The following is a 25,351-nucleotide window of genomic DNA, read 5'->3' on the forward strand; positions in this document are numbered from 1 at the left end:
CACCACGGCCGTGGTTGGGGGCGCTTCGTCATGCCCGGGGGTCGTCGACAACGTAGGTGCCTTTGCCGCGGACGGTGACGACCAAGCCCCTCTCGATGAGTAGCTGCACGGCCGCCCGTGCGGTAGGCCGGGACACAGCGAACTCCTCGCAGATACCAGCCTCGGACGGCACACGGCGACGCGGCGGATAGGTGCCGTCGGTGATCCTGGCAGCGATCACTGCGGCGATCTGCTCGTACAGCGGCTCAGGTCCGTCGAGATCCACGGTCATATATCGACCGTAGGAGGCATACGACAATGCTTCTCGTCGAGTGACGTGACCTGACATCACCTGACAAGCAGGCGTACCGTCGGCACGACAAGACCCCCGCGACCGTGTCACCGGTCCGGGGGCGTGGACGACGCTACGAGGAGCATCGACATGGCAGAGAGTACGCGCAGCCAAACCATCATGACGGGACCGGTACACCTCCCGGAACCCACACCGCCACCCCAGCCGGTACCGGGCTGCGGCGTCTGCAGCGCCCTCGACCGACAGCGCGCCGAGCACACCGCAACCGGCGACCCGTCGAAGGCAACGGACTGCAATGTCGAGATCCGCAACCACCCGCACCCGGCGCGCAAGGGCCGGCGGGCATGACCGGCACACGGTGGCAGTGGGAGGACTCCGGGAGCGGGCCCGGCCACATGCAGAAGGTCGCCGACAACGGCACGTGCAACCGCGTGCAGGCCGCGTACCGCGCCTACCTCGATCACTCCGTCGCGTGTGAGGGCTGCGGGCACGGCGAGACGCGGTGCCCGACAGCAGACGAGCTGTGGCGCGCGTACCGCGCTGCGCAGAGGTAGACCCGCCCGCCCCGTACCCCGTGCCCAATGGGGGCGGGCGGGACCAGGCCCCGGCCGGACGCCGATCCCGGCCGGGGCCGCTCCATGTCTCCAGCCGACTTTCGTTACGGCTACCCGTAGAGGAGAGTCGATGATCCGGGGTATCGTTACGGCTATGCGTAGAGGAGAATGCGGGATGTGTGGCGCGAGCGACCTCGCCGAGGTCTACCTCGTCGACGGAGCCCGCAAGTACCCGAAGCAGCGCCGCTTCTGGGCGGAGCGCTTCAGCATCTGCGGCGACTGCTACGCGGCAGGCTTCGACCCAAGCACGGGGGGGCAGCTTCCCGCCGGGCGACAGCGGGAACGCGTCTACTGGTCGCAAGTCGCAGGCCGGGGCGAACTGATGCCGGCGGCCCCATGCGAGAACTGCGGCCTCCACGTGATCCGCAACGCCGACCCGCTCCTGAAACGGATCACCTGCACGCCCGCCTGCCTTGCCTCCCTTACGCGTATCCGTAACGGCAACAAGGGGAGCGGCAAGCCGTGTGAGACCTGCGGCGAGCAGGTCACCACGGGCCGCGCTGACTCACGTTATTGCAGCTCAGCGTGCCGACAGAAGGCGTACCGGCGGAGAGTCTCCAACGCATAGCCGTAACGGTCGAGACCCTCAAAGGCCCCTCTGCGCGACAGCCGTAACGGTCACCCCGCGTAGTTCTGGGCTAGTGGCGTCACAGTCATAGATTGGGGTTGCCGCTCCCGGTCCCCCCGCTGACCAGGAACGACAACCGGGCATGCAACAGCGCTCGCAATACCCCGTCCCCGCCCGGCGGTACCGTCCCGGCCGCCACCAGTTCGTCGAGCGTGAACGCGCGTGGCCGTACGACCCGCAGGGACAGACAGGTCGAACCGACGGCGACCGGCGGCAGCACCGCATGCAGGCGTGTGCCGTCCGGAAGGCGGGCGTCGACCCACGGCCGGGCGTCATCCAGCCTTCGCCCGGCCACCGCCGCGAGGCGCTGGGCGAGACGTCGTACCGCCGCCGCATCCGCGAACGAGACGGCCGTCAGCTCCAGGCCGCCGCCCCGGTCCACCCACACCCGGTCCGGCGCCGACACCAGTACGTCGGTGACGGACGGATCGGCGAGCAGCGGTTCCAACGGGCCACTGCCGACCAGTTCGGACCGTAGTTGCTCGGCCGCGCCGAGGACTTCGGCGTCCCCGAGCACCCGCCCCTGCTCACGCAGCGCCTGTGCCACCCGCGCGGGGGTGGGTTCGGAGCCGCTCTCCGCGAGCCACTGCCGTACACCGTCCAGCAGGCCCATGCTCCCGCCGAGACCGGCACTGCGGTCCGACCCCGTACCGGCGTCCCAGCTCATACGCCCCCTCCTTCCACCGGAACTCGCTGCCAGAAGGCCGCGCAGAACCGGGCCAGTGGGCCTCGCGCCGATCCACCGGGGGGTGCGCCACCGTCCAACAGCGGTGGTTCCTCGGGCACTTCACCCACGAGTGGCAGTCCGAGAAGCCGTGCCACCTCACGGTCGTCGAGGCCAGGGGCGTACGGACCGCGGACCGCGACGCGGAGATCGCGCAGGACCATGCCGACCGAGGACGCGACGCGTCCGGCCGCCGCGATGGAGCGCAGGTCGGCAGGGACCACCAGCAGGCCGAGGTCGAGCTGGGCCAAGGCCTCGGCGACGCCTTCGTCGATGCGGCGTGGCAGGTCGACCACCACCGCGCCGCCGCGCCGTCTGGCGGCGGCCAGGACCGCCCGTACCGCCTGTGGGGGAATCGCGACGGAGTCACCGCGATCCCAGCTCAGCACTCGCAGCGCGTGCAGCTCGGGCAGGGACTCCTCCAGGGCGCCGCCGCCGACCCGGCCGCGGGAGGCGGCGAAAGCCGGCCAGCGCAGGCCCTCGGCCGCCTCACCGCCCAGGAGTACATCGAGTCCGCCACCCAGCGGATCCGCGTCCACGAGCAGGGTGCGACGCCCCTCGCGCGCCGAGGTGACGGCGAGCGCGCAGGCCAGCGTGGACGCTCCGGCCCCGCCACGCCCGCCGAGGACGCCGACGGTGAGCGCGGGCCGGCCGACTCCCTCAGCGACGTCGGCGATGCGGTCGACCAGCCACTGTTCGCCGTCGGGCAGCATCAGGACGTGATCGGCACCGATCTCGACAGCCCGCCGCCAGACGCCCGAGTCATCCTGATCCCGACCCACCAGCACCACTCCGCGTCTGCGCGCGGCCCCGCGCACCCGCCGCGCCGCGTCATCGCCGACCAGCACGAGCGGTGCGGCCTCCCAGCTGCCCCTGCGCTCCGGCACGCCGTGATGGACCTCCGGCCTGGCGCCCGCCGCGGCGCACAGGCGCAGCAGGTCGTCCAGTAGTACGGCGTCCTCCGTGACGATCAACGGTCCGCCCTGCCGCCCTTCGGCGGCGGGCGGCCGGTTGTCTGTGATGGCTCCCGCCACGATCTCCAGCCCCCTTCGCTGCATCCTGCGCGGGGCCCTCTTCGGCCCCGCTGATTCCCGCTCGTATGGAGAACCGGCAACCGGCCTCCATATGAACGGCCGATACGAACCGGCCAAACACGCTCAACAAACCGAACCGGCCATGAACTTGCCGCGAGCGGAGCGCGCTGGAATCACGGTGCAGCGATCCTGGAAATCGTGTGGATCTTGGTCGATTTCTGTGGACAACTCGGTGGCTGTGAATATCGCCTTCACCCTTACTGGTGACACCTGTGCGACTTCCGCAGAGCAGTCCCACAGCTACGCAGGGTGACGAATCAAGGGCATGCGAAAGCCCGCGGCCTCAGCCGCGGGCAGGGGGGTCGAGGGCCGCGCATGGGTGGAGAAAATGTATCCGGACATGCGACGACCCCCGCCGGGGGGGAGAGCGGGGGTCGTCCCCACGGTCCGACTCGGGGGGGGAGGAGCCAGACCGGGTTAGCACGGTCGCGAACGATCCGTGACTTCCATGGTGTACCCGAGAGGCTTCTCAGGCAAACCCACGCGCCTCACCTTACGCCGAATGGTGGGCGCCTATGCTCATGCTCGTGGAAAACCACTCCTTGCCTCGCACGGCAGCCTTCTTTGATCTGGACAAGACGGTCATTGCGAAGTCGAGCACGCTCACGTTCAGCAAGTCGTTCTACCAAGGCGGCCTGATCAACCGCAGGGCCGCCTTGCGTACCGCATATGCCCAGTTCGTGTTCTTGGCGGGCGGCGCCGATCACGACCAGATGGAGCGGATGCGCAAGTACCTGTCCGCGATGTGCCGCGGCTGGAACGTGCAGCAGGTCAAGGAGATCGTCGCCGAGACCCTGCACGACCTGATCGACCCGATCATCTACGACGAGGCCGCGTCCCTCATCGAGGAGCACCACACCGCCGGACGGGACGTCGTGATCGTGTCCACGTCCGGTGCGGAGGTGGTCGAGCCGATCGGTGAACTGCTCGGCGCGGACCGCGTGGTGGCGACCCGCATGGTCGTGGGCGAGGACGGCTGCTTCACCGGAGAGGTCGAGTACTACGCCTACGGGCCCACGAAGGCCGAGGCGGTCAAGGAACTGGCCGAGTCCGAGGGATACGACCTCTCCCAGTGTTACGCCTACAGCGACTCCGCGACCGACCTGCCGATGCTGGAGTCCGTCGGCCACCCGCACGCCGTGAATCCGGACCGCACGCTGCGGCGCGAGGCCCTCGCGCGCTCCTGGCCGATTCTGGACTTCAATCGTCCGGTCCGGCTGAAGCAGCGACTGCCCACGCTGTCCGTACCACAGCGTCCGGCGCTCGTGATGGCGGCCGCGATAGGAGCGGCAGCAGCCACGGCGGGGCTCGTCTGGTACGCGAGCCGGCGACGCGCGACGGTGGCGTGATCAGGTCACGCGCTAATCCGCGAACCGTGATCCGTTGTCCGTGGTCCGTGGTCCACGAACCGTGATCCATGGTCCATGGTCCATGGTCCACGAACCGTGGTCCACGATCTCGTCACTGCTTGCGTCACACGTGCGCAGTCAGCACACTCCCGCCCGTTTCAATCCCGTTTGAACCTAAAAGTAAAGAAGTGCATCCAGGGGTTCCGGTTCCTCAGGACCTGGAGTACAAAGGGGTTAACGGCCCGCGAGACCAAGGACATCCGAGAGGATCACCTTCAAACGCAACCAAGGCCCCACGGACCGCGCATGAACACCAGGCACCCACGCGACGTCGACCCGTCGATTACGGGCCAGCCGCACCAGGAAACGGGCCACAGTTCCCGGCCTGATGGGCAACATTCGAGGACGCTTGGTAACCAGGTGAACATGCCAGCGGCGGTACGAATCCTCGTACCGCCGCAACCCTGTTCAGGGCGCATTCCGGCCTCTTCGTGGCCCGCTCTCTGCCCTCTTCGTGTTCTGCCCTCTTCGTGGAGGGTGTTTTCCAGACCTTCCGAGTCTTACGCCGCGCCGCGCTGAAGCGCCTCGCAGACGGCCGTCGACTCCCTGGCCCCCAGTTCAACCGCCTTGCCGCAGTGGGCGATCCATGTCGCCACCCCTTCCGGAGTACCGGAGGCGTAGCCGTCCAATGCCGCCACATAGACGGCGCGGCCCAGCTCGCCGTGACCGACCTCGGCCGGGCAGACGGACTTCGGGTCGAGACCGCTGCCGATCAGCACGATGCGCTCGGCCGCGCGCGCGATCAGGCCGTTGTGCGAGCCGAAGGGACGCAGGGCGAGAAGTTCGCCGTGGACCACCGCCGCCGTCACCAGGGCGGGCGCCGACCCGCCCGCGATGATCAGCCGGGAGAGGCCTTCGAGACGGCCGGCGACCTCGTCGGCGTCCGGCAGCGGCAGCTCGATGAGCGGCTCGTCCACCGGCTCACCGTCCCGGCGCGGACGACCGACCTCGTCGCCCTTGTCCGCGGCCGCCACCAGATGCAGCCGGGCCAGCACGCGAAGGGGCGACTGCCGCCAGATAGAGAGGAGTTGGCCCGCTTCGGCGGTCAGCCGGAGGGCCGCGCCGACCGTACGGCCCTCTTGGTCCGCGCTGAAGTCGGTGCGGCGGCGTACCTCTTCGAGGCCCCAGTCGGCGCCGGAGAGCGCCGCGGATCCGCGTGCGCCGCGGAGCGCCGCCTCGGACCTGATCTCGTTGCTGCGGCGACGCATGATCCGGTGCCCGTAGACCCGGTCCACAGCCTTGCGCACGGACTCCACGGAGTCCGCCACCCCGGGCAGCGAGCCCAGGGCCGCGAGCGGATCGGCGGTCGCGTCTGTCGTACTCATGAGTACGACATTACGCACCCCTGCGCCTCACCCCACGATGGAGTGGTCTTCTTCACGCGAGCGGTGCACGCAGGGCGAGCAGCCCACTAGTCTTTGTGAACATGAAAATTGCTTTCGTTGGGAAGGGCGGCAGCGGCAAGACCACGCTGTCCTCGCTCTTCATCCGCCACCTCGCCGCCTCCGGGGCGCCGGTTCTCGCGGTGGACGCCGACATCAACCAGCATCTGGGCCCCGCGCTGGGCCTCGACGAGGCGGTCGCCGCCGAGCTGCCCGCGATGGGTGAGCGGCTGCCGATGATCAAGGAATACCTGCGCGGCACCAACGCCCGCATCACGTCCAGCGAGACGATGATCAAGACAACCCCGCCCGGCGAAGGCTCACGGCTGCTGCGGGTGCTCGAGGACAATCCGGTGTACGACGCCTGTGCGCGGCCGGTGGAACTCGACGGCGGCGCCATCCGTTTGATGGTAACCGGCCCGTTCACCGAGGCCGACTTGGGAGTGGCCTGCTATCACTCCAAGACCGGTGCAGTGGAGCTCTGCCTGAACCATCTCGTCGACGGCCAGAGCGAGTACATCGTCGTCGACATGACGGCGGGCTCGGACTCCTTCGCGTCCGGCATGTTCACCCGCTTCGACATCACCTTCCTCGTCGCCGAGCCGACCCGGAAGGGAGTCTCCGTCTATCGCCAGTACAAGGAGTACGCGCGAGACTTCGGCGTCGCCCTGAAGGTCGTCGGCAACAAATGTCAGGGCCAGGACGACATCGACTTCCTCCGCGCCGAAGTCGGTGACGACCTCCTGGTGACGGTCGGGCACTCGGACTGGGTGCGCTCCATGGAGAAGGGCCGCTCGCCCCGGTTCGAGCTCCTGGAGGACGCCAACCGCCGATCCCTGCTCACGCTGCAGAGCGCCGCCGACGCCATGTACGAACTGCGCGACTGGGAGCGCTACACGCGCCAGATGGTCCACTTCCACCTGAAGAACGCCGGAAGTTGGGGCAACGAGAGGACCGGGGCGGACCTGGCGGCACAGGTCGACCCCGGCTTCGTACTCGGTGAGGGACTCGTGGCCACGGCCTGAGCAACGGCCCGCGGGTGAGCGTTACGGCCTGGGCAACGGCCCCCAGGCGACCGATACGACCTGAACACCAGCCCGCGGGCGACCGCTAAAAACCTGAGCACCAGCCCCGCAGGGGACCGGGACCGCTAGGGCTTGGCCGCCGGCGCCCCGGGGACGCCCTTCGGGGCCGGGGCGGGGCGGCCCGAGAGGAGGGACGCCCAGCCCTGCTTCGGGGTCTCGCCGACTTTGAGGCCGCGGAGCCTGTCCAGAGCGGCCGGGTCCTGGACGTCGAGCCAGTCGGCGAGCTGCCGGAAGGAGACGCAGCGTACGTCGGACTTGGTGCAGACGCGTTCGATGACCTCTTCGATGGCGCGCATGTACGTGCCGCCGTTCCAGGACTCGAAGTGGTTGCCGATGATCAGCGGCGCTCGGTTGCCGTCGTAGGCACGGTTGAAGCCCTTGAGGAGGCCGTCGCGCATCTGGTCGCCCCAGAACTCGTGCTTGCCGGGGTCGCCCTGGGTGGTGGTGCCCGACTGGTTGACCATGAAGTTGTAGTCCATGGTCAACTGCTCGTAGGAGTGCCCGGGGAAGGGCACCAGCTGCATCGACAGGTCCCACAGGCCCTCCTTCTTCTTGGGCCAGACCTGGTCGTTGACGCCGCTGGTGTCGTAGCGGAAGCCCAGTTGGCGGGCCGCCTTCATGAAGTTCTTCTGCCCTTCCAGGCAGGGCGTGCGGGCGCCGATGAGTTCCTTGTCGTAGTCGAAGGGCAGCGGGGACGCCTTCTTCATGCCGGTGTTGGTCTTCCAGGACTTCACGAACGACTTCGCCTGGGCGATCTCGTCCTTCCAGTCCGCTACCGACCAGTCACCGACCCCACCTTCGGTGCCGCAGAAGTGGCCGTTGAAGTGCGTGCCGATCTCGTTGCCCTCCAGCCACGCACCGCGCAGCTGCTTCACGGTTTCCTCGATGCCCGCTTTGTCGTTGAAGCCGATCTCCGAGCTGCCCGCCGAGTGCTGCGGCGGCCTGTAGAGGTCACGCTTGTCCTCCGGCAGCATGTACACGCCGCTCAGGAAGTACGTCATCGTGGCCTTGTTGGCCTTGGACACCTTCCGGAAGTGCGAGAAGAGCTTCTGGCTGTCCTCGCCGGCACCGTCCCACGAGAAGACCACGAACTGCGGGGGCTTCTCCCCCGGCTTCAGCCGTTCCTGCCGCGGCAGATGCGGCTGCGCGCCGGTGTAGGCGGTGGAGCCGTCGCCGATCAGGCGGACCGCGCTCTTGGGCGCGGGGGCACCCGCCGCCTTCTTCGCGCCGTGCGCGCCTTCCTTGGAACCGGTGGTGTCGAGTGCGCAACCGGCGAGCGCCGTGGCGCAGGCCGCGGCGAGTGCAACGCCCGCGGCGATCCTCTGGGTGACGGCCATCTTGCGCCCGCCTTCTTCCTTCAGTCTCGGCAACGCTGAAGAGCGTCTTCTGGGGTTTTGGGCGGCTGTGTGCCGACCGTGCGGCCAAGGTCGCATGAGGCCGAGACTGAATAAGTACGACAAGCCGATCAATTGCCTGCTTCACTCCCGGGAGTGAAGTAATGCCCCATTTGCCACGATTTTCCGCACGAATCCTTTACTCTGCATTACGATCCGTTTACCGAGCGTTGAAAATCCCGCCGCTGCACGCCGTGACCCCACGGCCGCGATCCGCCCTCCGCCTTCCCGGCGGAGGACCAACTGTTCCGCGACCGCGCTGCCCCGGAGGAGACGGGAACCATGACTGCCTGCGTCCCCACCCGCGCCGCCGACTCGACTCGGCAAAAGCGCATCAACCCGCCCCACAGCCCCCCGCCGGCTCCGCCCCGCCGATTCCGCATCGCGGGCGCCGATCTGTCGGCCTCGATCGCGGTCTTCCTGATCGCCCTGCCCCTGTCCCTCGGCATCGCCCTCGCCACCGGCGCGCCGCTCCAGGCGGGCCTGGTGGCCGCCGCCGTCGGCGGACTCGTCGCCGGGCGGCTCGGCGGCTCACCACTCCAGGTCAGCGGACCCGCGGCCGGACTCACCGTCGTCACCGCCGAGCTCATCCATCTCTACGGATGGCGCACGACCTGCGCCATCACCGTCCTCGCCGGCATCACCCAACTAGGCCTGGCCCACCTGCGAGTGGCCCGTACCGCGCTCGCCGTCAGTCCCGCGATCGTGCACGGCATGCTCGCCGGCATCGGCGTGACCATCGCCGTCGCCCAGCTGCACATCGTGCTGGGCGGCACCCCGCAGAGCTCCGTCCTGGACAACCTCCGCGCACTGCCGGACCAGTTGGCGAACGTCCATCCCGCGGCCGTGTCGATGAGCGCGCTGACCCTGGCGCTTCTCCTCGCCTGGCCGCGGATTCCCGGCCGGGTGGGACGGCTGCTGCGCAGGATCCCTGCGGCGCTCGTCGCCGTCGCCGGGGCCACCGCGACCGCCTGCCTCGCGGGGCTGACCCTGCCCAAGGTCGACCTGCCGTCGTGGAGCAGCCACGCGCTGGCCGGGCTGCCCGAGGGGCCGGTGCTCGGGATCGCGGCCTCCGTCCTCACCGTCACGCTCGTGTGCAGTGTGCAGTCGCTGCTCGGCGCCGTGGCTGTGGACAAGCTCGTGGCGGGGCGCCCCGAGTCGAGGCCGCGGGTGGGCCGCTCCGACCTCGACCGTGAGCTGCGCGGCCAGGGCGCCGCCAACATCGTCTCCGGCGCGCTCGGGGGCCTGCCGGTCGCCGGGGTCGCCGTACGAAGTTCCGCGAATGTCCAAGCCGGCGCCGTGAGCCGGAACTCCACGATGCTGCACGGCGTTTTCGTAGTAGTTGCCGCGCTGCTGATGGTCCCGATCCTGGAGCTGATCCCCCTCGCTTCGCTCGCCGCCCTGGTGATGGCCGTCGGCATCCAGATGGTGTCCCTGCACCACATCCGCACGGTCACCCGCCACCGTGAGGTGCTGGTGTACGCGGTCACCACCGCCGGCGTCGTGCTCCTCGGCGTTCTGGAAGGCGTCGTCATCGGCGTCGCGGTGGGAATCGCGGTCGCCATGCACCGCCTCGCCCGCACCCGCATCACCTGTGAAGAGAGGGAGGGAATTCATTACGTACACGTACGAGGGCAGTTGACGTTTCTCGCGGTGCCTCGGCTCAGCCGTACTTTGCACCAGGTGCCCCAAGGGGCCGACGTGTTCGTGGAGTTGGACAGCTCCTTCATGGACCACGCGGCGTACGAGGCACTGCAGGACTGGCAGAACACGCACGGCGCACAGGGCGGCACGGTCGAGCTCACCGGGCGGACCGGAAGCCGGATCGCCGAGCCCACCGGCTCCGCCCACTGCCGCTGCCGGCCCTGGACACCCTGGCGCAACCACCACTGCGAGACGTCCGCGAGCCCTGAGCCCGCGCCCCCGGGCGAAGAGGCTGGTGCGGAGGACCCCACCGTAACCTCCGGCCCCTCCGGGGCGAGTGGCCGGAGCGGGCACCAACTGGCGCGCGGGATCAGCGCGTTCCAGCGCAACACCGCCCCCCTGGTGCGGGGTGAGCTGGCGCGGCTGGCCCGGGAAGGGCAGCGACCGGCGCAGTTGTTCCTGACCTGTGCCGACTCGCGGCTCGTCACGTCGATGATCACCTCCAGTGGCCCGGGCGACCTCTTCGTCGTACGGAACGTGGGCAACCTCGTGCCGTTGCCCGGGGAGGAGAGCGGGGACGACTCGGTGGCCGCGGCGATCGAGTACGCGGTGGACGTGCTGAAGGTGCGGTCCATCACGGTGTGCGGGCACTCCGGGTGCGGTGCGATGCAGGCCCTGATGAACGCAGAGCCCGGAGGGGCGATGACGCCGCTCAAGCGGTGGCTGCGGCACGGGCTGCCGAGCCTGGAGCGGATGGCCGCCAAGGACCGGCCGTGGGCACGGCTGGCCGGGCGGGCACCCGCCGACGCGGTGGAGCAGCTCTGTCTGACCAACGTGGTGCAGCAGTTGGAACATCTGCGGGCGTACGAGTCCGTGGCGCGGGCCCTGCAGGAGGGTGCGCTCGAACTGCACGGGATGTACTTCCACGTGGGTGAGGCGCAGGCGTATCTGCTGGCCGACCGCGAGGGGGCCGAGCTGTTCGATCATGTGGGAGCGGCGGAGGACCTGCGTCATCCCGCGTGACCTGTCCCGCGGTCACGCGTGACTTGTCCCGCGGTCACGCGTGACTTGTCCCGCGGTCAGGCGTGACGCGTCGCACAGTCACGCGTGATCTTGTATCTCGTGTCGGGTGAACCCGACCGCCGAGCTGTACGTGCCCCAGAGTGGTCCTCCTGAAGAGTGCCCAGGCCGCCGATCCTGTCGGCCTTGATAGGTCTAAACCAATTCCGGGTCGACCCTTGTCATCGGGCCCCCGGGTCTGATGAGCTGTGGCCTGGGACACAACGGACACCCTGGGAAAGGGAGATGTCGTGAGCAACGAAAGCCTGGCCAACCTGCTGAAGGAAGAGCGCAGGTTCGCGCCGCCCGCCGACCTGGCCGCGAACGCCAACGTCACAGCGGAGGCGTATGAGCAGGCCAAGGCTGACAGGCTCGGCTTCTGGGCCGAGCAGGCCCGTCGGCTGACCTGGGCCACCGAGCCGACCGAAACGCTGGACTGGTCGAATCCGCCGTTCGCCAAATGGTTCAAGGACGGCAAGCTGAATGTCGCCTACAACTGCGTGGACCGCCACGTGGAGGCGGGGAACGGCGACCGGGTCGCCCTGCACTTCGAGGGTGAGCCCGGGGACAGCCGGGCCATCACCTATGCCGAGTTGAAGGACGAGGTCAGCAAGGCCGCCAACGCGCTGACCGAGCTGGGAGTCGAGAAGGGCGACCGGGTCGCCGTATACCTGCCGATGATCCCCGAGGCCGTCGTCGCGATGCTGGCGTGCGCCCGGATCGGCGCCGCGCACTCGGTCGTCTTCGGCGGGTTCTCCGCGGAGGCGATCGCCACCCGTATCCAGGACGCGGACGCCAAGCTGGTCATCACCTCCGACGGGGGCTACCGGCGCGGCAAGCCGTCCGCGCTCAAGCCCGCCGTCGACGACGCGGTCAGTCGGGTCGACGGGGTCGACAAGGTGCTGGTCGTGCGCCGTACCGGGCAGGAGGTCGCCTGGGCCGAGGGCCGTGACGTGTGGTGGCACGAGATCGTCGAGCGGCAGTCCGCCGAGCACACGCCGGAGGCGTTCGAGGCCGAGCACCCGCTGTTCATCCTCTACACGTCCGGGACGACCGGGAAGCCGAAGGGCATCCTGCACACCTCGGGCGGCTACCTCACGCAGGCCTCGTACACCCATCACGCCGTCTTCGACCTCAAGCCGGAGACCGACGTGTACTGGTGCACGGCCGACATCGGCTGGGTGACCGGGCACTCGTACATCACGTACGGGCCGCTCTCGAACGGCGCGACGCAGGTGATGTACGAGGGGACACCGGACACCCCGCACCAGGGGCGGTTCTGGGAGATCGTGCAGAAGTACGGGGTGACGATCCTGTACACGGCGCCGACGGCCATTCGTACGTTCATGAAGTGGGGCGACGACATCCCGGCGAAGTTCGATCTGTCGTCGCTGCGGGTGCTCGGCTCGGTCGGTGAGCCGATCAACCCCGAGGCGTGGATGTGGTACCGGAAGCACATCGGGGGCGACCGGACGCCCATCGTGGACACCTGGTGGCAGACCGAGACCGGCGCGATGATGATCTCGCCGTTGCCGGGTGTGACGGAGACCAAGCCGGGGTCCGCGCAGCGGCCGTTGCCGGGTATCTCGGCGACCGTCGTGGACGACGAGGCGCGGGAGGTTCCCGACGGAGGCGGCGGCTACCTCGTGCTCACCGAGCCGTGGCCTTCCATGCTGCGGACCATCTGGCGTGACGACCAGCGATTCCTCGACACGTACTGGTCCCGGTTCGAGGGGAAGTACTTCGCCGGGGACGGCGCCAAGAAGGACGAGGACGGGGACATCTGGCTCCTCGGGCGCGTGGACGACGTGATGCTCGTGTCCGGGCACAACATCTCGACGACCGAGGTCGAGTCGGCGCTCGTCTCGCACCCCTCCGTCGCCGAGGCGGCGGTCGTGGGCGCGGCGGACGAGACGACCGGGCAGGCGATCGTGGCCTTCGTGATCCTGCGCGGGACGGCTTCCGCCGAGGACGAGGGGCTGGTGGCGGACCTTCGCAATCACGTGGGCGCGGTGCTCGGGCCGATCGCCAAGCCCAAGCGGGTGTTGCCGGTGGCCGAGCTGCCGAAGACCCGCTCCGGCAAGATCATGCGGCGTCTGTTGCGCGACGTCGCGGAGAACCGGGAGCTCGGTGACGTCACCACGCTCACGGACTCCACGGTGATGGACCTCATCCAGGCGAAGTTGCCGACGGCGGCGAGCGACGACTGAGTGGTTCCACGTGGGTGTGGGGGCGTCACACGCCCCCACACCCGGGTCACCTGGCACCTGGCACCTGTCACCTCGGCACGGGGCACCTGCTCGGCACGAGGCACCTGTCACCTCGGCGGCAAACGCGCCGAACCCCTCTTTTCCCCCTAACGTGAAGATCACCGGATAGGTCCGCCGCACCTTAGGTAAGCTAAGTACCGCGTCAACAACGCGACAAGATCCTCATGGTGCGCCGGGAAGTCTGGTCGGCAAGTGTTCCGTGCTGCCCGCCCGACCGGAGGTCTCCTCGTGCCCGCCCCCGCGCCCCCCACCGGCAACCGCAAGTTCCTCGGCCGTCTGTCCCTGCCCGAGCGGAACTTCGTGGCCGACGCACTGCGCGCCGAGACCGTCGGCGGCGTACTGCTCCTTGTGGCCGCGATCGCGGCGCTGATCTGGGCGAACACCCCGATCAAGGACAGTTACCAGACCGTCCTCGATTTCCACGTCGGCCCGGGCGCGCTCGGGCTGGACCTCTCCCTCCAGCACTGGGCGGCCGACGGATTGCTCGCCGTGTTCTTCTTCGTCGCCGGTATCGAACTCAAGCGCGAGTTGGTGGCCGGAGATCTGCGGGATCCGAAGGCGGCACTGCTGCCGGTGGTCGCCGCGCTGTGCGGGATGGCCGTTCCGGCGCTCGTCTACACCCTCACGAACACGCTGGGAGGCGGCTCCCTCGACGGCTGGGCGGTGCCCACCGCGACGGACATCGCGTTCGCGCTCGCCGTCCTCGCGGTCATCGGCACGTCCCTGCCGTCGTCGTTGCGCGCCTTCCTGCTCACCCTCGCCGTTGTCGACGACCTCTTCGCCATCCTGATCATCGCGGTCTTCTTCACCGCCGACCTGAACTTCGCCGCCCTCGCCGGCGCGGTCGTCGGCCTCGGCGTCTTCTGGCTGCTGCTGCGCAAGGGCGTACGCGGCTGGTACGTGTACGTTCCGCTCGCCCTGGTCATCTGGGGGCTGATGTACAACAGCGGCATCCACGCCACCATCGCCGGTGTCGCGATGGGCCTGATGCTCCGCTGCACCCGCCACGAGGGCGAGCCGCACTCCCCGGGCGAGCACGTCGAGCATCTTGTACGACCTTTGTCGGCCGGGCTCGCGGTGCCGCTGTTCGCGCTGTTCAGTGCGGGGGTCGCGGTCTCGGGAGGCGTACTGGGGGATGTCTTCCAGCGGCCCGAGACGCTCGGTGTCGTCCTCGGGCTCGTCGTCGGCAAGGCGGTCGGCATCTTCGGCGGGACCTGGCTGACGGCCCGGTTCACGAGGGCCTCGCTCAGTGACGACCTGGCCTGGCCGGACGTCTTCGCCGTCGCCTCCCTCGCCGGCATCGGCTTCACCGTCTCGCTGCTGATCGGCGAACTCGCCTTCGACGGCGACCCGGAGCTCACCGACGAGGTCAAGGCCGCGGTGCTCGTCGGCTCCCTCATCGCGGCCATCTTCGCCGGAACTCTGCTGAAGGTCCGCAACGTCAAGTACCGCAGGCTGGTGGAGGCCGAGGAACGGGACGACGACCTCGACGGCATCCCCGACATCTACGAGCAGGACAAGCCGGAGTACCACCTGCGTATGGCCGCGATCTACGAGCGCAAGGCCGCCGAGCACCGAAAGCTTGCCGAAGTGGCGGGCGGGGCAAGCGAGGAGGACAACGGTCCGGCATGATCTGACACGACCGTACAAACACGCAGGAGAGGGAGATCGCGATGAGTGCACCCGACGGCAGTCCGGTCGGCGCCGAACGCAGCATCGGCCAACTGTTCGCCTCGGCGACGACCGAGATGTCCTCGCTGGTGCACGACGAGATCGCGCTGGCGAAGGCGCAGCTCAAGCAGGACGTCAAGCGCGGGGCGATCAGCGGTGGCGCGTTCGCGGTGGCGGGCGCGGTGCTGATCTTCTCCCTGCCGATGCTGAGCTTCGCCCTGGCGTACGGCATCCGGACCTGGAGCCACTGGAACCTCGCGATCTGCTTCCTGCTCTCCTTCGCGGCGAACGTGCTCGTCGCCGTCGCGCTCGCGCTGCTCGGCGTGGTCTTCGCGAAGAAGGCCAAGAAGAGCAAGGGCCCGCAGAAGGTGGCGGCCTCGATGAAGGAAACGGCGGGCGTCCTGCAGAACGCCAAACCGCACCCCCGCGAGCTGCCCGCACAGGATCGGGCGCCCGAGGCCATCGAGGCTGTGGCACGCTCGTCCTCATGACGGACCCCGCCACGCCTTCGGCGCAACCCACTTCGGTCGTACGCCTCGACATCCCCGGCGGACAGGAACTGACCCACCGGGACGTCGCCGCCAACGGCGCGCGCTTTCACATCGCCGAGATGGGCGACGGGCCGCTCGTCCTGCTGCTGCACGGCTTCCCGCAGTTCTGGTGGACGTGGCGCCATCAGCTGGTGGCGCTCGCCGACGCCGGTTTCCGCGCCGTGGCCATGGACCTGCGGGGCGTCGGCGGCAGCGACCGCACGCCTCGCGGCTACGACCCCGCCAACCTCGCGCTCGACATCACAGGCGTCGTACGGTCCCTCGGCGAGCCCGACGCCGCGCTGGTCGGGCATGACCTGGGCGGGTATCTGGCGTGGACGGCGGCCGTGATGCGCCCCAAGCTCGTACGCCGGCTCGCGGTCTCCTCGATGCCGCACCCCCGGCGCTGGCGCAACGCCATGCTCTCCGACGTCAAGCAGACGGCTGCCAGTTCATACATCTGGGGGTTCCAGCGGCCATGGGTTCCCGAGCGGCAACTCGTCGCGGACGACGCCGCCATGGTCGGCCGACTGGTACGGGACTGGTCGGGGCCGCGGCTGCCGGACGACGAGGCCGTGGAGACGTACCGCCGCGCCATGCGCATCCCCTCCACGGCGCACTGCTCGGTCGAGCCGTACCGGTGGATGGTGCGGTCCATGGCCCGCCCCGACGGAATCCAGTTCAACCGGCGTATGAAGCGGCCGGTTCGGGTGCCGACGCTGCATCTGCACGGCTCACTCGACCCGGTGATGCGTACGCGCAGTGCCGCGGGCTCCGGCGAGTATGTCGAAGCGCCGTACCGGTGGCGGCTGTTCGACGGGCTCGGGCACTTCCCGCACGAGGAGGATCCGGTGGCGTTTTCGACCGAGTTGGTCAACTGGCTGAAGGATCCCGAACCGGACCGGTGAGGACCTCCCGAGCGGGGCGCTCGGGCGTCCGGTATCCGGACGGGAACGCTTGTCCTACGAACTGCCAAATGCCTTACGCATAGGCCAATTGGGGGGCCGGGCGGTGGTTATCGACCTTGGGGCGGGGGCAGACGTGGGGGTATGGGCTGGACGCACGACTTCAGTGACGCAGCACGCACTCGCCGCTCGGCCGCGGGCCTGAGCTCCCATCGGAGGAGCACCCCGCCGTTGCCGGGCACGGACCTCCGAGTGGGGATCCCGCGTATTCTGCGGCGCCGGGCCCGCTGGGTCTCGGTGCGGCTGCGCCATCCTCGGAGCTGAACCACCGCCACACCTCACGACCGGACCGACGCCAAGTCTCTCGGCCGGGGGGCGTCGAGTTTCTCAGCCGGGCCGGGGACGAGTCTCCCAGCCGGGGCGGTGACGCGCCCGGCAGCCGGCGTGGAGCCGGGCACCTCAGCCGGAACAGCGCCAGGCCTCGCGGGCTGTGGACCGGCCCGCGGCGGACCGACCCGTGTCAGACCCGCGGCGGACCGACCCGTGTCAGACCGCGGCGGGCCGTCCCGTGTCAGAGCGCGCAGTTGTCGCTGTCCACCTGCTGGTTCGCGGTGCGCCCCTTGGCGATGTCGTCCTGGACCTCGTCCGCGGTGAGCGCGTACCCGGTGTTGGCGTCGTCGAGCGACTTCGCGAAGACCACGCCGTACACCTTGCCCTCGGGCGTGAGCAGCGGGCCGCCCGAGTTGCCCTGTCGGACGGTCGCGTAGAGCGAGTAGACGTCGCGGCGCACCGTGCCCCGGTGGTAGATGTCCGGGCCGTTGGGCTTGATGCGGCCGCGGACACGCGCGGGCTGGACGTTGTACGCGCCGTTCTCCGGGAAGCCGGCGACGATCGCGCTGTCGCCGCTGAACGCGTCGTCGGTCGTGAACTGGAGGGCGGGCGCGTCCAGGTCCGGTACGTCGAGTACGGCGATGTCCCGCTGCCAGTCGTAGAGGACGACCTTGGCGTCGTACTTCCTGCCCTCGCCGCCTATCTGGACGGTGGGCTCGTCGACTCCGCCGACCACGTGGGCGTTGGTCATCACGCGGCGGTCGCCGAAGACGAAGCCGGTGCCTTCGAGGACCTTGCCGCAACTCTGGGCGGTGCCCATGACCTTGACGATGGACTTCTGGGCGCGGGCGGCGACGGGGCTGGTGGCGAGGGCCGGGTCGGGGGGCTGGACTTCGGTGATGGGCTCGTTGGCGAAGGGGCTGAAGACCTGCGGGAAGCCGTTCTGCGCGAGGACCGAGGAGAAGTCGGCGAACCAGGTGTCGGCCTGGTTGGGCAGGGCACGTGACACGCCGAGCAGCACCTTGGAGCTGCGGACCTCCTTGCCGAGCGTCGGCAGCGTCGTACCGGCCAGGGCCGAGCCGATCAGCCAGGCGACCAGGAGCATCGCCACGACGTTGACGAGGGCGCCGCCCGTCGCGTCCAGAGCGCGGGCCGGTGACCATGTGATGTACAGGCGCAGCTTGTTGCCGAGGTGGGTGGTGAGGGCCTGGCCCACGGAGGCGCAGATGATGACGACGACGACCGCGACGACGGCGGCGGTCGTGTTCACCCTGGCGTCGTCGGTGAACGCGCCCCAGATGACCGGGAGCAGATAGACGGCGACCAGGCCGCCCCCCAGGAAGCCGATCACGGACAGGATGCCGACGACGAAGCCCTGGCGATAGCCGACGATCGCGAACCACACGGCGGCGACCAGCAACAGGATGTCCAGCACGTTCACTGCTTCCAGCCTCGCCTCATCGCTCTGCGGTCACTCCGTCTCGGCTGGGGGTCTGGCCCGCGGCACAGCCGCTGACGGGTGCGGCGTCCCCCAGGAAGACACAGCACGGGAGCCACCCTGTCATGCGCGCCAGTCGAGCGGGACCTGCTTGTCGCGGTCCCAGGGCAGCTCCCAGCCCGCGTAGTGCAGGATCCGGTCGATGATGCCCGCGGTGAAGCCCCAGACGAGAGCCGATTCGACCAGGAATGCCGGACCCTGGTGACCTCTGGGGTGAACGGCGGTAGCGCGGTTGGCGGGGTCCGTGAGATCCGCCACGGGGACGGTGAAGACCCGGGCCGTCTCGTTCGGATCGACCACTCCGACCGGTGTCGGGCGGCGCCACCAGCCCAGGACCGGCGTGACGACGAAGCTGCTCACCGGGATGTAGAGCTTGGGCAGCACGCTGAAGAGCTGGACGCCGCCCGGGTCGAGGCCGGTCTCCTCCTCGGCCTCGCGGAGAGCGGCCCGCAGCGGCCCGTCGGCCTTCGGGTCGCCGTCCTCGGGGTCGAGGGCTCCGCCGGGGAAGGAGGGCTGTCCTGCGTGGGATCGCAGGGAGGTGGCGCGCTCCATGAGCAGCAGCTCGGGGCCGCGCTCGCCCTCGCCGAACAGGATGAGCACGGCGGACTGGCGCCCCGCGCCGTCACTCGGCGGCAGGAAGCGGCTCAGCTGGAGCGGCTCCACCGACTCGGCGGCGCGCACCACCGGGTCGAGCCAGCCGGGCAGGCCGTCCTTGCTCAGCGCCACCGGGGCTCTCTGCGTGCCGCTCTCCAAGCGACCGCCGTGCGTGTTGCTCGCGTGCGTCATCGCCACCCCCGTTCTGCTGATCCCAACGCCTGCCGGTGCCGTGTTCGTTCCTTCATCCGGTGTCGTGCGGTCTCGACGATGGGAGACGTCATCCTGTGCCCTGGGGTGTTCCCAGCGGAGGTGCCGGGATGCCGCCCGCGTCCAGGTAGGACTGCGGGGGGTTCAGGCGCTGGCCGGGGAAGCCGCCCTTCTCGTACTTCAGGAGCTTCTTCGCCTTCTCCGGGTCCGTCTCGCCCTCTCCGTACGCCGGGCAGAGCGGCGCGATGGGGCAGGCGCCGCAGGCGGGCTTGCGGGCATGGCAGATGCGGCGGCCGTGGAAGATCACGTGGTGGGAGAGCATCGTCCAGTCGCTCTTGGGGAAGAGCGCGCCGACGGCCCTCTCGATCTTGTCGGGCTCCGTCTCCTCGGTCCACTGCCAGCGGCGCACCAGGCGCTGGAAGTGGGTGTCCACGGTGATGCCGGGGCGTCCGAAGGCGTTGCCGAGCACCACGAAAGCGGTCTTGCGGCCCACTCCGGGGAGCTTGACGAGGTCTTCGAGACGACCGGGGACCTCGCCCCCGAAATCGTCCCGCAGGGCCTTGGAGAGACCTATCACCGACTTGGTCTTGGCCCGGAAGAACCCCGTCGGGCGCAGGATGTCCTCGACCTCCTCCGGGTTGGCCGCGGCCAGGTCCTCGGGAGTCGGGTACTTGGCGAAGAGCGCCGGGGTCGTCTGATTCACCCTCAGGTCGGTCGTCTGCGCCGACAGGACAGTGGCGATGACCAGTTGGAAGGGGTTCTCGAAGTCCAGCTCCGGGTGGGCGTACGGATACACCTCGGCGAGTTCGCGGTTGATGCGGCGGGCTCGGCGGACGAGAGCGGTGTCTGGCGCGGGGGCCTGCTGCGGGGCCTTGGCGGGGGTCGCCTTTGGGGCGGAGTTCGCCTTTTGGGCGGAGGCCCGTTTGGCGGTCGTGGCGGAGGCCCGTTTGGCGGTCGTGGCGGAGGCCCGTTTGGCGGTCGTGGCGGAGGCCCGTTTAGTGGCCTTGGCGGCGGCCTGTTCAGCGGTGGGGGCAGTGGCCCGTTTGGCGGTGGCAGTGGCCCGTTTGGCGGCCGTCTCTGCCGCCTTCTTGACGGGGTCGGGCTTCTTGGCCGTAGCCGTCGTCTTCTTGGCGGAGGCCGGCTTGCCGGTCGTAATCGTCGCCTTCTTAGGGATCGCTTCTGCGGGAGCCGCCTTCTTGGCGGCTCCCGTCGCCTTTGGGGCAGGCTGCTTGGCGGGCGCCGTGGCAGGCCCTTCGGCCACCGTCTCAGCCACCGCCTCGACCGCCGCCTCCACCTGCACCCGCTTTGCTCCCTTTGTCGTTTTCTTGGCACCGTCCGTGGACTGTTCGCCCACAGCGGAATCACGACGTACAACCACCCGCGCAGCCCCCTTGGCCTGTGCTCTCACCGGCGTTTTGGACACCCGGCCAGCCTAGAGCCCGGTACTGACATCCGCCCCGGACCCTGGAGATCAGCCCCCAATCGGCCCCCTGCCGCACTGCCCGGGACTCCAGTGCGGCAGACTTGTGACTGATCACACTGTTTGGACCGTCCGGCAAGATGGGGAACACGGTCCCCTGGTACCAAGGGGAGCAAGATCCCCTGAGCAGGTCGACAAGGAGAGAACTCGTGGACGACGTTCTGAGGCGCGCCCCGCTCTTCGCGGCGCTCGATGACGAGCAGGCCGCGGAGCTCCGCGCCTCCATGAGTGAGGTGACCCTCGCGCGCGGTGATGCTCTCTTCCACGAGGGTGACCCCGGGGACCGCCTCTACGTGGTCACCGAGGGCAAGGTGAAGCTCCACCGCACCTCCCCCGACGGCCGCGAGAACATGCTGGCCGTCCTCGGCCCCGGCGAGCTGATCGGCGAGCTGTCGCTGTTCGACCCGGGTCCGCGCACGGCCACGGCCAGCGCGCTGACCGAGGTCAAGCTGCTGGGCCTCGGCCACGGCGACCTCCAGCCCTGGCTGAACGCACGGCCCGAGGTGGCCGCCGCCCTGCTGCGCGCCGTCGCCCGCCGCCTGCGCAAGACCAACGACCAGATGTCCGACCTGGTCTTCTCGGACGTGCCCGGCCGCGTGGCCCGCGCGCTCCTGGACCTCTCGCGCCGCTTCGGTGTGCAGTCCGAAGAGGGCATCCACGTCGTGCACGACCTCACGCAGGAGGAACTGGCCCAACTGGTCGGCGCATCCCGCGAGACGGTCAACAAGGCCCTCGCCGACTTCGCGGGCCGCGGCTGGCTCCGCCTGGAGGCGCGCGCCGTGATCCTGCTGGACGTGGAGCGGCTCGCGAAGCGGTCCCGCTAGCCGGACGACTGCCGTACGGCTGTCATCTGTCATCTGTCGTACGACTTCTTTCGGGCTCGTCCCGTCGCCTCCGGGGACCGCGCCGCCGTGATCCGCACGGCCTCCGGGGACCGCGCCGCCGTGATCCGCACGGCGGAACACGGCGCCACCCGGGGCGTGCGCGTGTCCCGCCGGAAATGACATGACCCCCCGCCGTCGGCAGCTGCACAGTGGTGCCATGCAGAACAAGGGGCTCGACACCCAGGGCTACATCGCGCCCGAGGGCGCTCTCGGACTGATCCCGAGGGAGTTCCGGCCCGTGGTGGCCACGGCACGGGACCGGCTCCTCGACGTCTTCGGAGCGCGGCTCAACAGTGCGTACCTCTTCGGGTCGATTCCGCGCGGCACCGCGCGCGTGGGGCGCAGCGATCTCGATCTGCTCCTCGCCCTGCGCGAAGAGCCCACCGAGGAGGACCGCGCGGACGCCCGCTCGCTCGACAGAGCACTGGACAAGGAGTTCACGCAGATCGACGGCTCCGGAACGCTCCTGTTCAGCCGTACGCGGCTGCTGAGCGACCTGGAGACGTACGACCTCGGCTGGTTCGTCGCGTGCCTCTGCACGCGCCTCCTGGGCGAGGATCTGGCCGAGTTCCTGCCGCGCTACCGCCCCGACCCGCTTCTCGCCCGCGAGACGAACGGCGACCTCGCACTGTTCCTGCCGCGCTGGCGTGAGCGGATCGCCGGTGCCGCTGACACGGAGGAGGCCCGGCGCCCGCTGGTGCGGTTCATGTCACGCCATCTCGTACGGACCGGGTTCACGCTCGTCATGCCGCGCTGAACGGCTGGACCAGCGACCTGACGGAGATGGCCGAGGCGTTCGCCGCGTACTACCCGGAGCGAGCCGGCCGCATGCGGGAGGCCGCCGTCCTCGGATACCAGCCCGTCGGCGACCTCGCCGTCCTGCGGTCCTACGTCGACGATCTCGGGCCATGGCTCGCCGAGGAGTACGCGCGCGTGCACGGCGTCAAAGCCCCGAGGCCCGACGCACCGTAGGGCCGACGCACCGTAGGGCCGACGCACCGTAGGGGCCGGCCTAGATGAGCCCGTGCTCCCGTAGGTAGTCCAGCTGGGCTCGTACCGACAACTCGGCCGCGGGCCACAGGGAGCGGTCCACGTCCGCGTACACGTGCGCGACGACCTCGGACGGGGACCGGTAGCCGCTCTCGACCGCCGTCTCGATCTGGGCGAGGCGGTGGGCGCGATGGGCGAGGTAGAACTCGACGGCCCCCTGGGCGTCGTCGAGAACAGGCCCGTGGCCCGGCAGGACGGTGTGGACGCCGTCGTCCACCGTCAGGGACCTCAGACGCCGCAGGGAGTCCAGATAGTCGCCCAGACGGCCGTCAGGGTGGGCCACCAGGGTCGTACCGCGGCCGAGGACGGTGTCCCCGGTCAGCACCGCCCGATCGGCCGGGAGATGGAAGCACAGCGAGTCGGACGTATGACCGGGGGTGGACACGACACGCAGCTCCAGGCCGCCGACGGTGATCACATCGCCCGCGCCGAGCCCTTCGTCCCCGAGCCGCAGCGCCGGATCCAGCGCCCGCACCCTCGTCCCCGTGAGCCCGGCGAACCGTACGGCCCCCTCGGCATGGTCGGGGTGCCCGTGTGTGAGCAGGGTCAGCGCGATCCGCTTGCCCGCCTTCTCCGCCGTATCGACGACATTGCGCAGATGTACGTCGTCCAGGGGCCCCGGGTCGATCACCACGGCGAGTTCGGAGTCCGGCTCGGCCAGGATCCAGGTGTTGGTGCCGTCCAGGGTCATCGCCGACGCGTTGGGCGCCAGGACGTTGACGGCTCGCGCGGTGGCGGGGCCGGAGAGCACTCCGCCGCGTGGCTGGCCGGGGAGGGCGGCTGCGTCGGTCATGCGGAGGCTCCACCGGTCGGGATGTGCCTGGTGAACTCGTCGTGTCCCGGCCAGGAAAGGACCACTTCGCCGTTCTCCAGGCGGGCCTTGGCCAGGACCGGGGTCAGGTCGCGGGCGGGCGAGGCGGCGAGGGCGTCGACAGCGGTGCCGTACGCGGTGAGCTCGCGCAGGGTGGCAATGGTCGGCGGCATCATCAGCAGCTCGCCCTTGTCGTACGAGGCTGCCGCTTCCGCCGGGTGGATCCATACCGTGTGGTCCGCCTCCGTGGAGGCGTTGCGGGTGCGCTGCCCCTCCGGGAGGGCGGCCACGAAGAACCACGTGTCGTAGCGGCGAGTTTCGAACTCCGGCGTGATCCAGCGCGCCCAGGCGCCCAGGAGGTCCGACCGGAGGATGAGTCCCCGGCGGTCCAGGAACTCCGCGAAGGAGAAGTCGCGGGCGACCAGGGCGGCGCGGTCCGCCTCCCATTCGTCGCCCGTGGTGTCGCTGATGACCGTGTCGGGGGTGCGGCCCGCGAGGAGAACGCCGGCCTCCTCGAACGTCTCACGGACCGCCGCACAGACGACGGCCTGGGCGGAGGTCTCGTCCCCGCCGAGCCTTTCCGCCCACCACGCGCGCGTGGGGCCCGCCCAGCGGATGTGGTGCTCGTCGTCGCGCCTGTCGACGCCGCCGCCCGGATACGCGTACGCGCCTCCGGCGAAGGCCATGGAGGCGCGTCTGCGCAGCATGTGGACCACAGGGCCCCGGGGGGTGTCCTTGAGCAGCATCACGGTGGCCGCGCGCCTGGGGGTCACCGGTGTCAGCGTGCCCTCCGTGAGCGCGCGGATCCGGTCGGGCCAATCCGGTGGGAACCACTGCCCATTCGCCATGGGCGGAGGCTATCCCGTGCCGGGCGGATGTTCGAGTGGCCCGGGCGGTCACCCAGCCCTGCCCCGGGCCAGGCCGGGAACGGGTTTCGCCCCCGCCCCCGCCCGCTCCGGCCCATGCCCATGCCATCCTCCACGGACTCCGCCCCTCCCCCGTCCCGGCGAGGCCACCCGCTGGCCGCGGACTGCGGGCTGCGGGCTGCGGGCTGCGGGCTGCGGGCTGGTGGGGGCTAGTGCGGGCGCTGGTGGGGGCCGGTCGCGCAGTTCCCCGCGCCCTTGGAGGGAGCGCTTACGCGCCCGTCAGTTCCACCTGGATCTCGACCTCCACCGGCGCATCCAGCGGGAGGACCGCCACGCCGACCGCGCTGCGGGCGTGGACGCCCCTGTCGCCGAGGGCCGCGCCGAGGAGTTCACTGGCGCCGTTGAGCACGGCCGGCTGGCCGGTGAAGTCGGAGGCCGAGGCGACGAAGCCGACGACCTTCACGACACGCGCGATGCGGTCCAGGTCTCCCGCGACGGACTTGACCGCGGCGAGCGCGTTCAGGGCGCAGATGCGGGCCAGGTCCCTGGCCTCCTCGGGCGTGACCTCCGCGCCCACCTTGCCGGTGAGCGGAAGCTTGCCTTCCACCATCGGGAGCTGGCCCGCGGTGTAGACGTACACGCCGGACTGCACGGCGGGCTGGTACGCGGCAAGCGGCGGGACCACGTCGGGCAGCGTCAGCCCGAGTTCCGCCAGCTTGGACTCGACGGCGCCGCTCATGTCCTCTCCCGCTTCAGGTAGGCCACCAGCTGCTCGGGGTTGTTCGGCCCGGGCACGACCTGGACAAGCTCCCAGCCGTCCTCGCCCCAGGTGTCCAGAATCTGCTTCGTGGCGTGGACGAGCAGAGGCACGGTTGCGTATTCCCACTTGGTCATACGGGCGACTGTAGCGGCTGTCACGGGCGCTCT

23 protein-coding genes and 2 pseudogenes are annotated in these 25,351 nt (G+C 69.8%); 13 read left to right on the plus strand and 12 right to left on the minus strand.

Features of this window, described 5'->3' with window-relative positions:
* Positions 1 to 28: 28 nt before the first annotated feature.
* Positions 29 to 271, minus strand: a complete 243-nt coding sequence (locus ACFYPC_RS11450) for a GntR family transcriptional regulator (RefSeq protein WP_388673819.1) — start codon at positions 269 to 271, stop codon at positions 29 to 31.
* Between the two features lie 150 nt (positions 272 to 421).
* Here ACFYPC_RS11450 and ACFYPC_RS11455 point away from each other — a divergent pair, with 150 nt between their 5' ends.
* From ACFYPC_RS11455 to ACFYPC_RS11465, 3 genes are all read left to right on the plus strand, one after another.
* The gene (locus ACFYPC_RS11455) at positions 422 to 640 is read left to right on the plus strand and encodes a hypothetical protein (protein WP_388673821.1); all 219 of its coding nucleotides are present in this window, start codon (positions 422 to 424) and stop codon (positions 638 to 640) included.
* Positions 637 to 846 (plus strand): hypothetical protein, encoded by a 210-nt coding sequence (locus ACFYPC_RS11460; RefSeq protein ID WP_388673823.1) that lies wholly within the window; start codon positions 637 to 639, stop codon positions 844 to 846. Before ACFYPC_RS11455 ends, ACFYPC_RS11460 begins: the two co-directional genes overlap by 4 nt.
* A 154-nt stretch (positions 847 to 1,000) precedes the next feature.
* Positions 1,001 to 1,474: a hypothetical protein gene (locus ACFYPC_RS11465; protein WP_388673825.1), complete on the plus strand. Its 474-nt coding sequence runs from the start codon at positions 1,001 to 1,003 to the stop codon at positions 1,472 to 1,474.
* 88 nt (positions 1,475 to 1,562) lie between these two features.
* On the opposite strand, the pseudogene ACFYPC_RS11470 reads toward ACFYPC_RS11465, so the two are convergent.
* Both ACFYPC_RS11470 and ssd read right to left on the minus strand, forming a co-directional pair.
* Positions 1,563 to 2,201: pseudogene (locus tag ACFYPC_RS11470) on the minus strand (ATPase, T2SS/T4P/T4SS family); the annotation flags it as partial.
* Positions 2,198 to 3,316, minus strand: coding sequence for a septum site-determining protein Ssd (gene ssd / locus ACFYPC_RS11475; protein WP_388673827.1), 1,119 nt, complete (start codon positions 3,314 to 3,316; stop codon positions 2,198 to 2,200). The pseudogene ACFYPC_RS11470 and the gene ssd, both read right to left, overlap by 4 nt.
* Positions 3,317 to 3,867: 551 nt before the next feature.
* On the opposite strand from ssd, the gene ACFYPC_RS11480 reads away from it, so the two are divergent.
* A complete protein-coding gene (locus ACFYPC_RS11480; protein WP_388673829.1) occupies positions 3,868 to 4,701 on the plus strand; it encodes an HAD family hydrolase in 834 nt (277 codons plus the stop codon).
* 560 nt (positions 4,702 to 5,261) lie between these two features.
* Here ACFYPC_RS11480 and ACFYPC_RS11485 read toward each other — a convergent pair.
* Positions 5,262 to 6,086 (minus strand): oxidoreductase, encoded by an 825-nt coding sequence (locus ACFYPC_RS11485; protein WP_388673831.1) that lies wholly within the window; start codon positions 6,084 to 6,086, stop codon positions 5,262 to 5,264.
* A 101-nt stretch (positions 6,087 to 6,187) separates the two neighbouring features.
* On the opposite strand from ACFYPC_RS11485, the gene ACFYPC_RS11490 reads away from it, so the two are divergent.
* Positions 6,188 to 7,168 carry an ATP-binding protein gene (locus tag ACFYPC_RS11490; RefSeq protein ID WP_388673833.1) on the plus strand — a complete coding sequence of 327 codons (981 nt, stop codon included), beginning with the start codon at positions 6,188 to 6,190 and terminating at the stop codon, positions 7,166 to 7,168.
* Positions 7,169 to 7,293: 125 nt separating this feature from the next.
* Here ACFYPC_RS11490 and ACFYPC_RS11495 read toward each other — a convergent pair whose 3' ends face one another.
* Positions 7,294 to 8,565 (minus strand): hypothetical protein, encoded by a 1,272-nt coding sequence (locus ACFYPC_RS11495; RefSeq protein ID WP_388673835.1) that lies wholly within the window; start codon positions 8,563 to 8,565, stop codon positions 7,294 to 7,296.
* Positions 8,566 to 8,904: 339 nt separating this feature from the next.
* On the opposite strand from ACFYPC_RS11495, the gene ACFYPC_RS11500 reads away from it, so the two are divergent.
* The 6 genes from ACFYPC_RS11500 to ACFYPC_RS11525 all read left to right on the plus strand — a co-directional run bounded on the left by ACFYPC_RS11500 (position 8,905) and on the right by ACFYPC_RS11525 (position 17,025).
* Positions 8,905 to 11,289, plus strand: a complete 2,385-nt coding sequence (locus tag ACFYPC_RS11500; RefSeq protein WP_388673837.1) for a bifunctional SulP family inorganic anion transporter/carbonic anhydrase — start codon at positions 8,905 to 8,907, stop codon at positions 11,287 to 11,289.
* Positions 11,290 to 11,534: 245 nt separating this feature from the next.
* A complete protein-coding gene (acs, locus tag ACFYPC_RS11505) occupies positions 11,535 to 13,535 on the plus strand; it encodes an acetate--CoA ligase (RefSeq protein ID WP_388673839.1) in 2,001 nt (666 codons plus the stop codon).
* Positions 13,536 to 13,823: 288 nt separating this feature from the next.
* Positions 13,824 to 15,227 carry a Na+/H+ antiporter NhaA gene (gene nhaA, locus ACFYPC_RS11510; protein WP_388673841.1) on the plus strand — a complete coding sequence of 468 codons (1,404 nt, stop codon included), beginning with the start codon at positions 13,824 to 13,826 and terminating at the stop codon, positions 15,225 to 15,227.
* A gap of 41 nt (positions 15,228 to 15,268) precedes the next feature.
* On the plus strand, positions 15,269 to 15,757 hold the full coding sequence (locus tag ACFYPC_RS11515; RefSeq protein ID WP_388673843.1) for a phage holin family protein: 489 nt from the start codon (positions 15,269 to 15,271) through the stop codon (positions 15,755 to 15,757).
* Positions 15,754 to 16,704: an alpha/beta fold hydrolase gene (locus tag ACFYPC_RS11520; protein ID WP_388673845.1), complete on the plus strand. Its 951-nt coding sequence runs from the start codon at positions 15,754 to 15,756 to the stop codon at positions 16,702 to 16,704. The genes ACFYPC_RS11515 and ACFYPC_RS11520 overlap by 4 nt, the downstream gene beginning before the upstream one ends.
* Positions 16,705 to 16,845: 141 nt before the next feature.
* The gene (locus ACFYPC_RS11525) at positions 16,846 to 17,025 is read left to right on the plus strand and encodes a hypothetical protein (protein ID WP_388673847.1); all 180 of its coding nucleotides are present in this window, start codon (positions 16,846 to 16,848) and stop codon (positions 17,023 to 17,025) included.
* A gap of 247 nt (positions 17,026 to 17,272) precedes the next feature.
* Here the strand turns inward: ACFYPC_RS11525 and ACFYPC_RS11530 are convergent, their stop codons facing one another.
* From ACFYPC_RS11530 to nth, 3 genes are all read right to left on the minus strand, one after another.
* Positions 17,273 to 18,472, minus strand: coding sequence for a MarP family serine protease (locus ACFYPC_RS11530; RefSeq protein ID WP_388673849.1), 1,200 nt, complete (start codon positions 18,470 to 18,472; stop codon positions 17,273 to 17,275).
* Positions 18,473 to 18,592: 120 nt separating this feature from the next.
* On the minus strand, positions 18,593 to 19,315 hold the full coding sequence (locus tag ACFYPC_RS11535) for an NUDIX hydrolase (RefSeq protein WP_388673851.1): 723 nt from the start codon (positions 19,313 to 19,315) through the stop codon (positions 18,593 to 18,595).
* An 88-nt stretch (positions 19,316 to 19,403) separates the two neighbouring features.
* Positions 19,404 to 20,627, minus strand: coding sequence for an endonuclease III (gene nth / locus ACFYPC_RS11540; RefSeq protein WP_388674323.1), 1,224 nt, complete (start codon positions 20,625 to 20,627; stop codon positions 19,404 to 19,406).
* Positions 20,628 to 20,962: 335 nt separating this feature from the next.
* Between nth and ACFYPC_RS11545 the strand changes: the two genes are divergently transcribed.
* Together ACFYPC_RS11545 and ACFYPC_RS11550 are read left to right on the plus strand one after the other, a co-directional pair.
* Complete coding sequence (locus tag ACFYPC_RS11545) at positions 20,963 to 21,637, plus strand: Crp/Fnr family transcriptional regulator (RefSeq protein ID WP_016642758.1); 675 nt, start codon at positions 20,963 to 20,965, stop codon at positions 21,635 to 21,637.
* A gap of 217 nt (positions 21,638 to 21,854) precedes the next feature.
* Positions 21,855 to 22,669: pseudogene (locus ACFYPC_RS11550) on the plus strand (nucleotidyltransferase domain-containing protein).
* A 40-nt stretch (positions 22,670 to 22,709) separates the two neighbouring features.
* Here the strand turns inward: ACFYPC_RS11550 and ACFYPC_RS11555 are convergent.
* The 4 genes from ACFYPC_RS11555 to ACFYPC_RS11570 all read right to left on the minus strand — a co-directional run bounded on the left by ACFYPC_RS11555 (position 22,710) and on the right by ACFYPC_RS11570 (position 25,318).
* On the minus strand, positions 22,710 to 23,540 hold the full coding sequence (locus tag ACFYPC_RS11555) for an MBL fold metallo-hydrolase (RefSeq protein ID WP_388673853.1): 831 nt from the start codon (positions 23,538 to 23,540) through the stop codon (positions 22,710 to 22,712).
* Complete coding sequence (locus tag ACFYPC_RS11560) at positions 23,537 to 24,406, minus strand: NUDIX hydrolase (RefSeq protein ID WP_388673855.1); 870 nt, start codon at positions 24,404 to 24,406, stop codon at positions 23,537 to 23,539. Before ACFYPC_RS11560 ends, ACFYPC_RS11555 begins: the two co-directional genes overlap by 4 nt.
* Positions 24,407 to 24,692: 286 nt before the next feature.
* Positions 24,693 to 25,163, minus strand: coding sequence for a RidA family protein (locus tag ACFYPC_RS11565; protein ID WP_388673857.1), 471 nt, complete (start codon positions 25,161 to 25,163; stop codon positions 24,693 to 24,695).
* The gene (locus tag ACFYPC_RS11570) at positions 25,160 to 25,318 is read right to left on the minus strand and encodes a DUF4177 domain-containing protein (RefSeq protein ID WP_388673859.1); all 159 of its coding nucleotides are present in this window, start codon (positions 25,316 to 25,318) and stop codon (positions 25,160 to 25,162) included. The genes ACFYPC_RS11565 and ACFYPC_RS11570 overlap by 4 nt, the downstream gene beginning before the upstream one ends.
* Positions 25,319 to 25,351: the final 33 nt, after the last annotated feature.

The organism is Streptomyces sp. NPDC005808, from assembly GCF_042871385.1.
Taxonomy (GTDB): Bacteria; Actinomycetota; Actinomycetes; order Streptomycetales; family Streptomycetaceae; genus Streptomyces.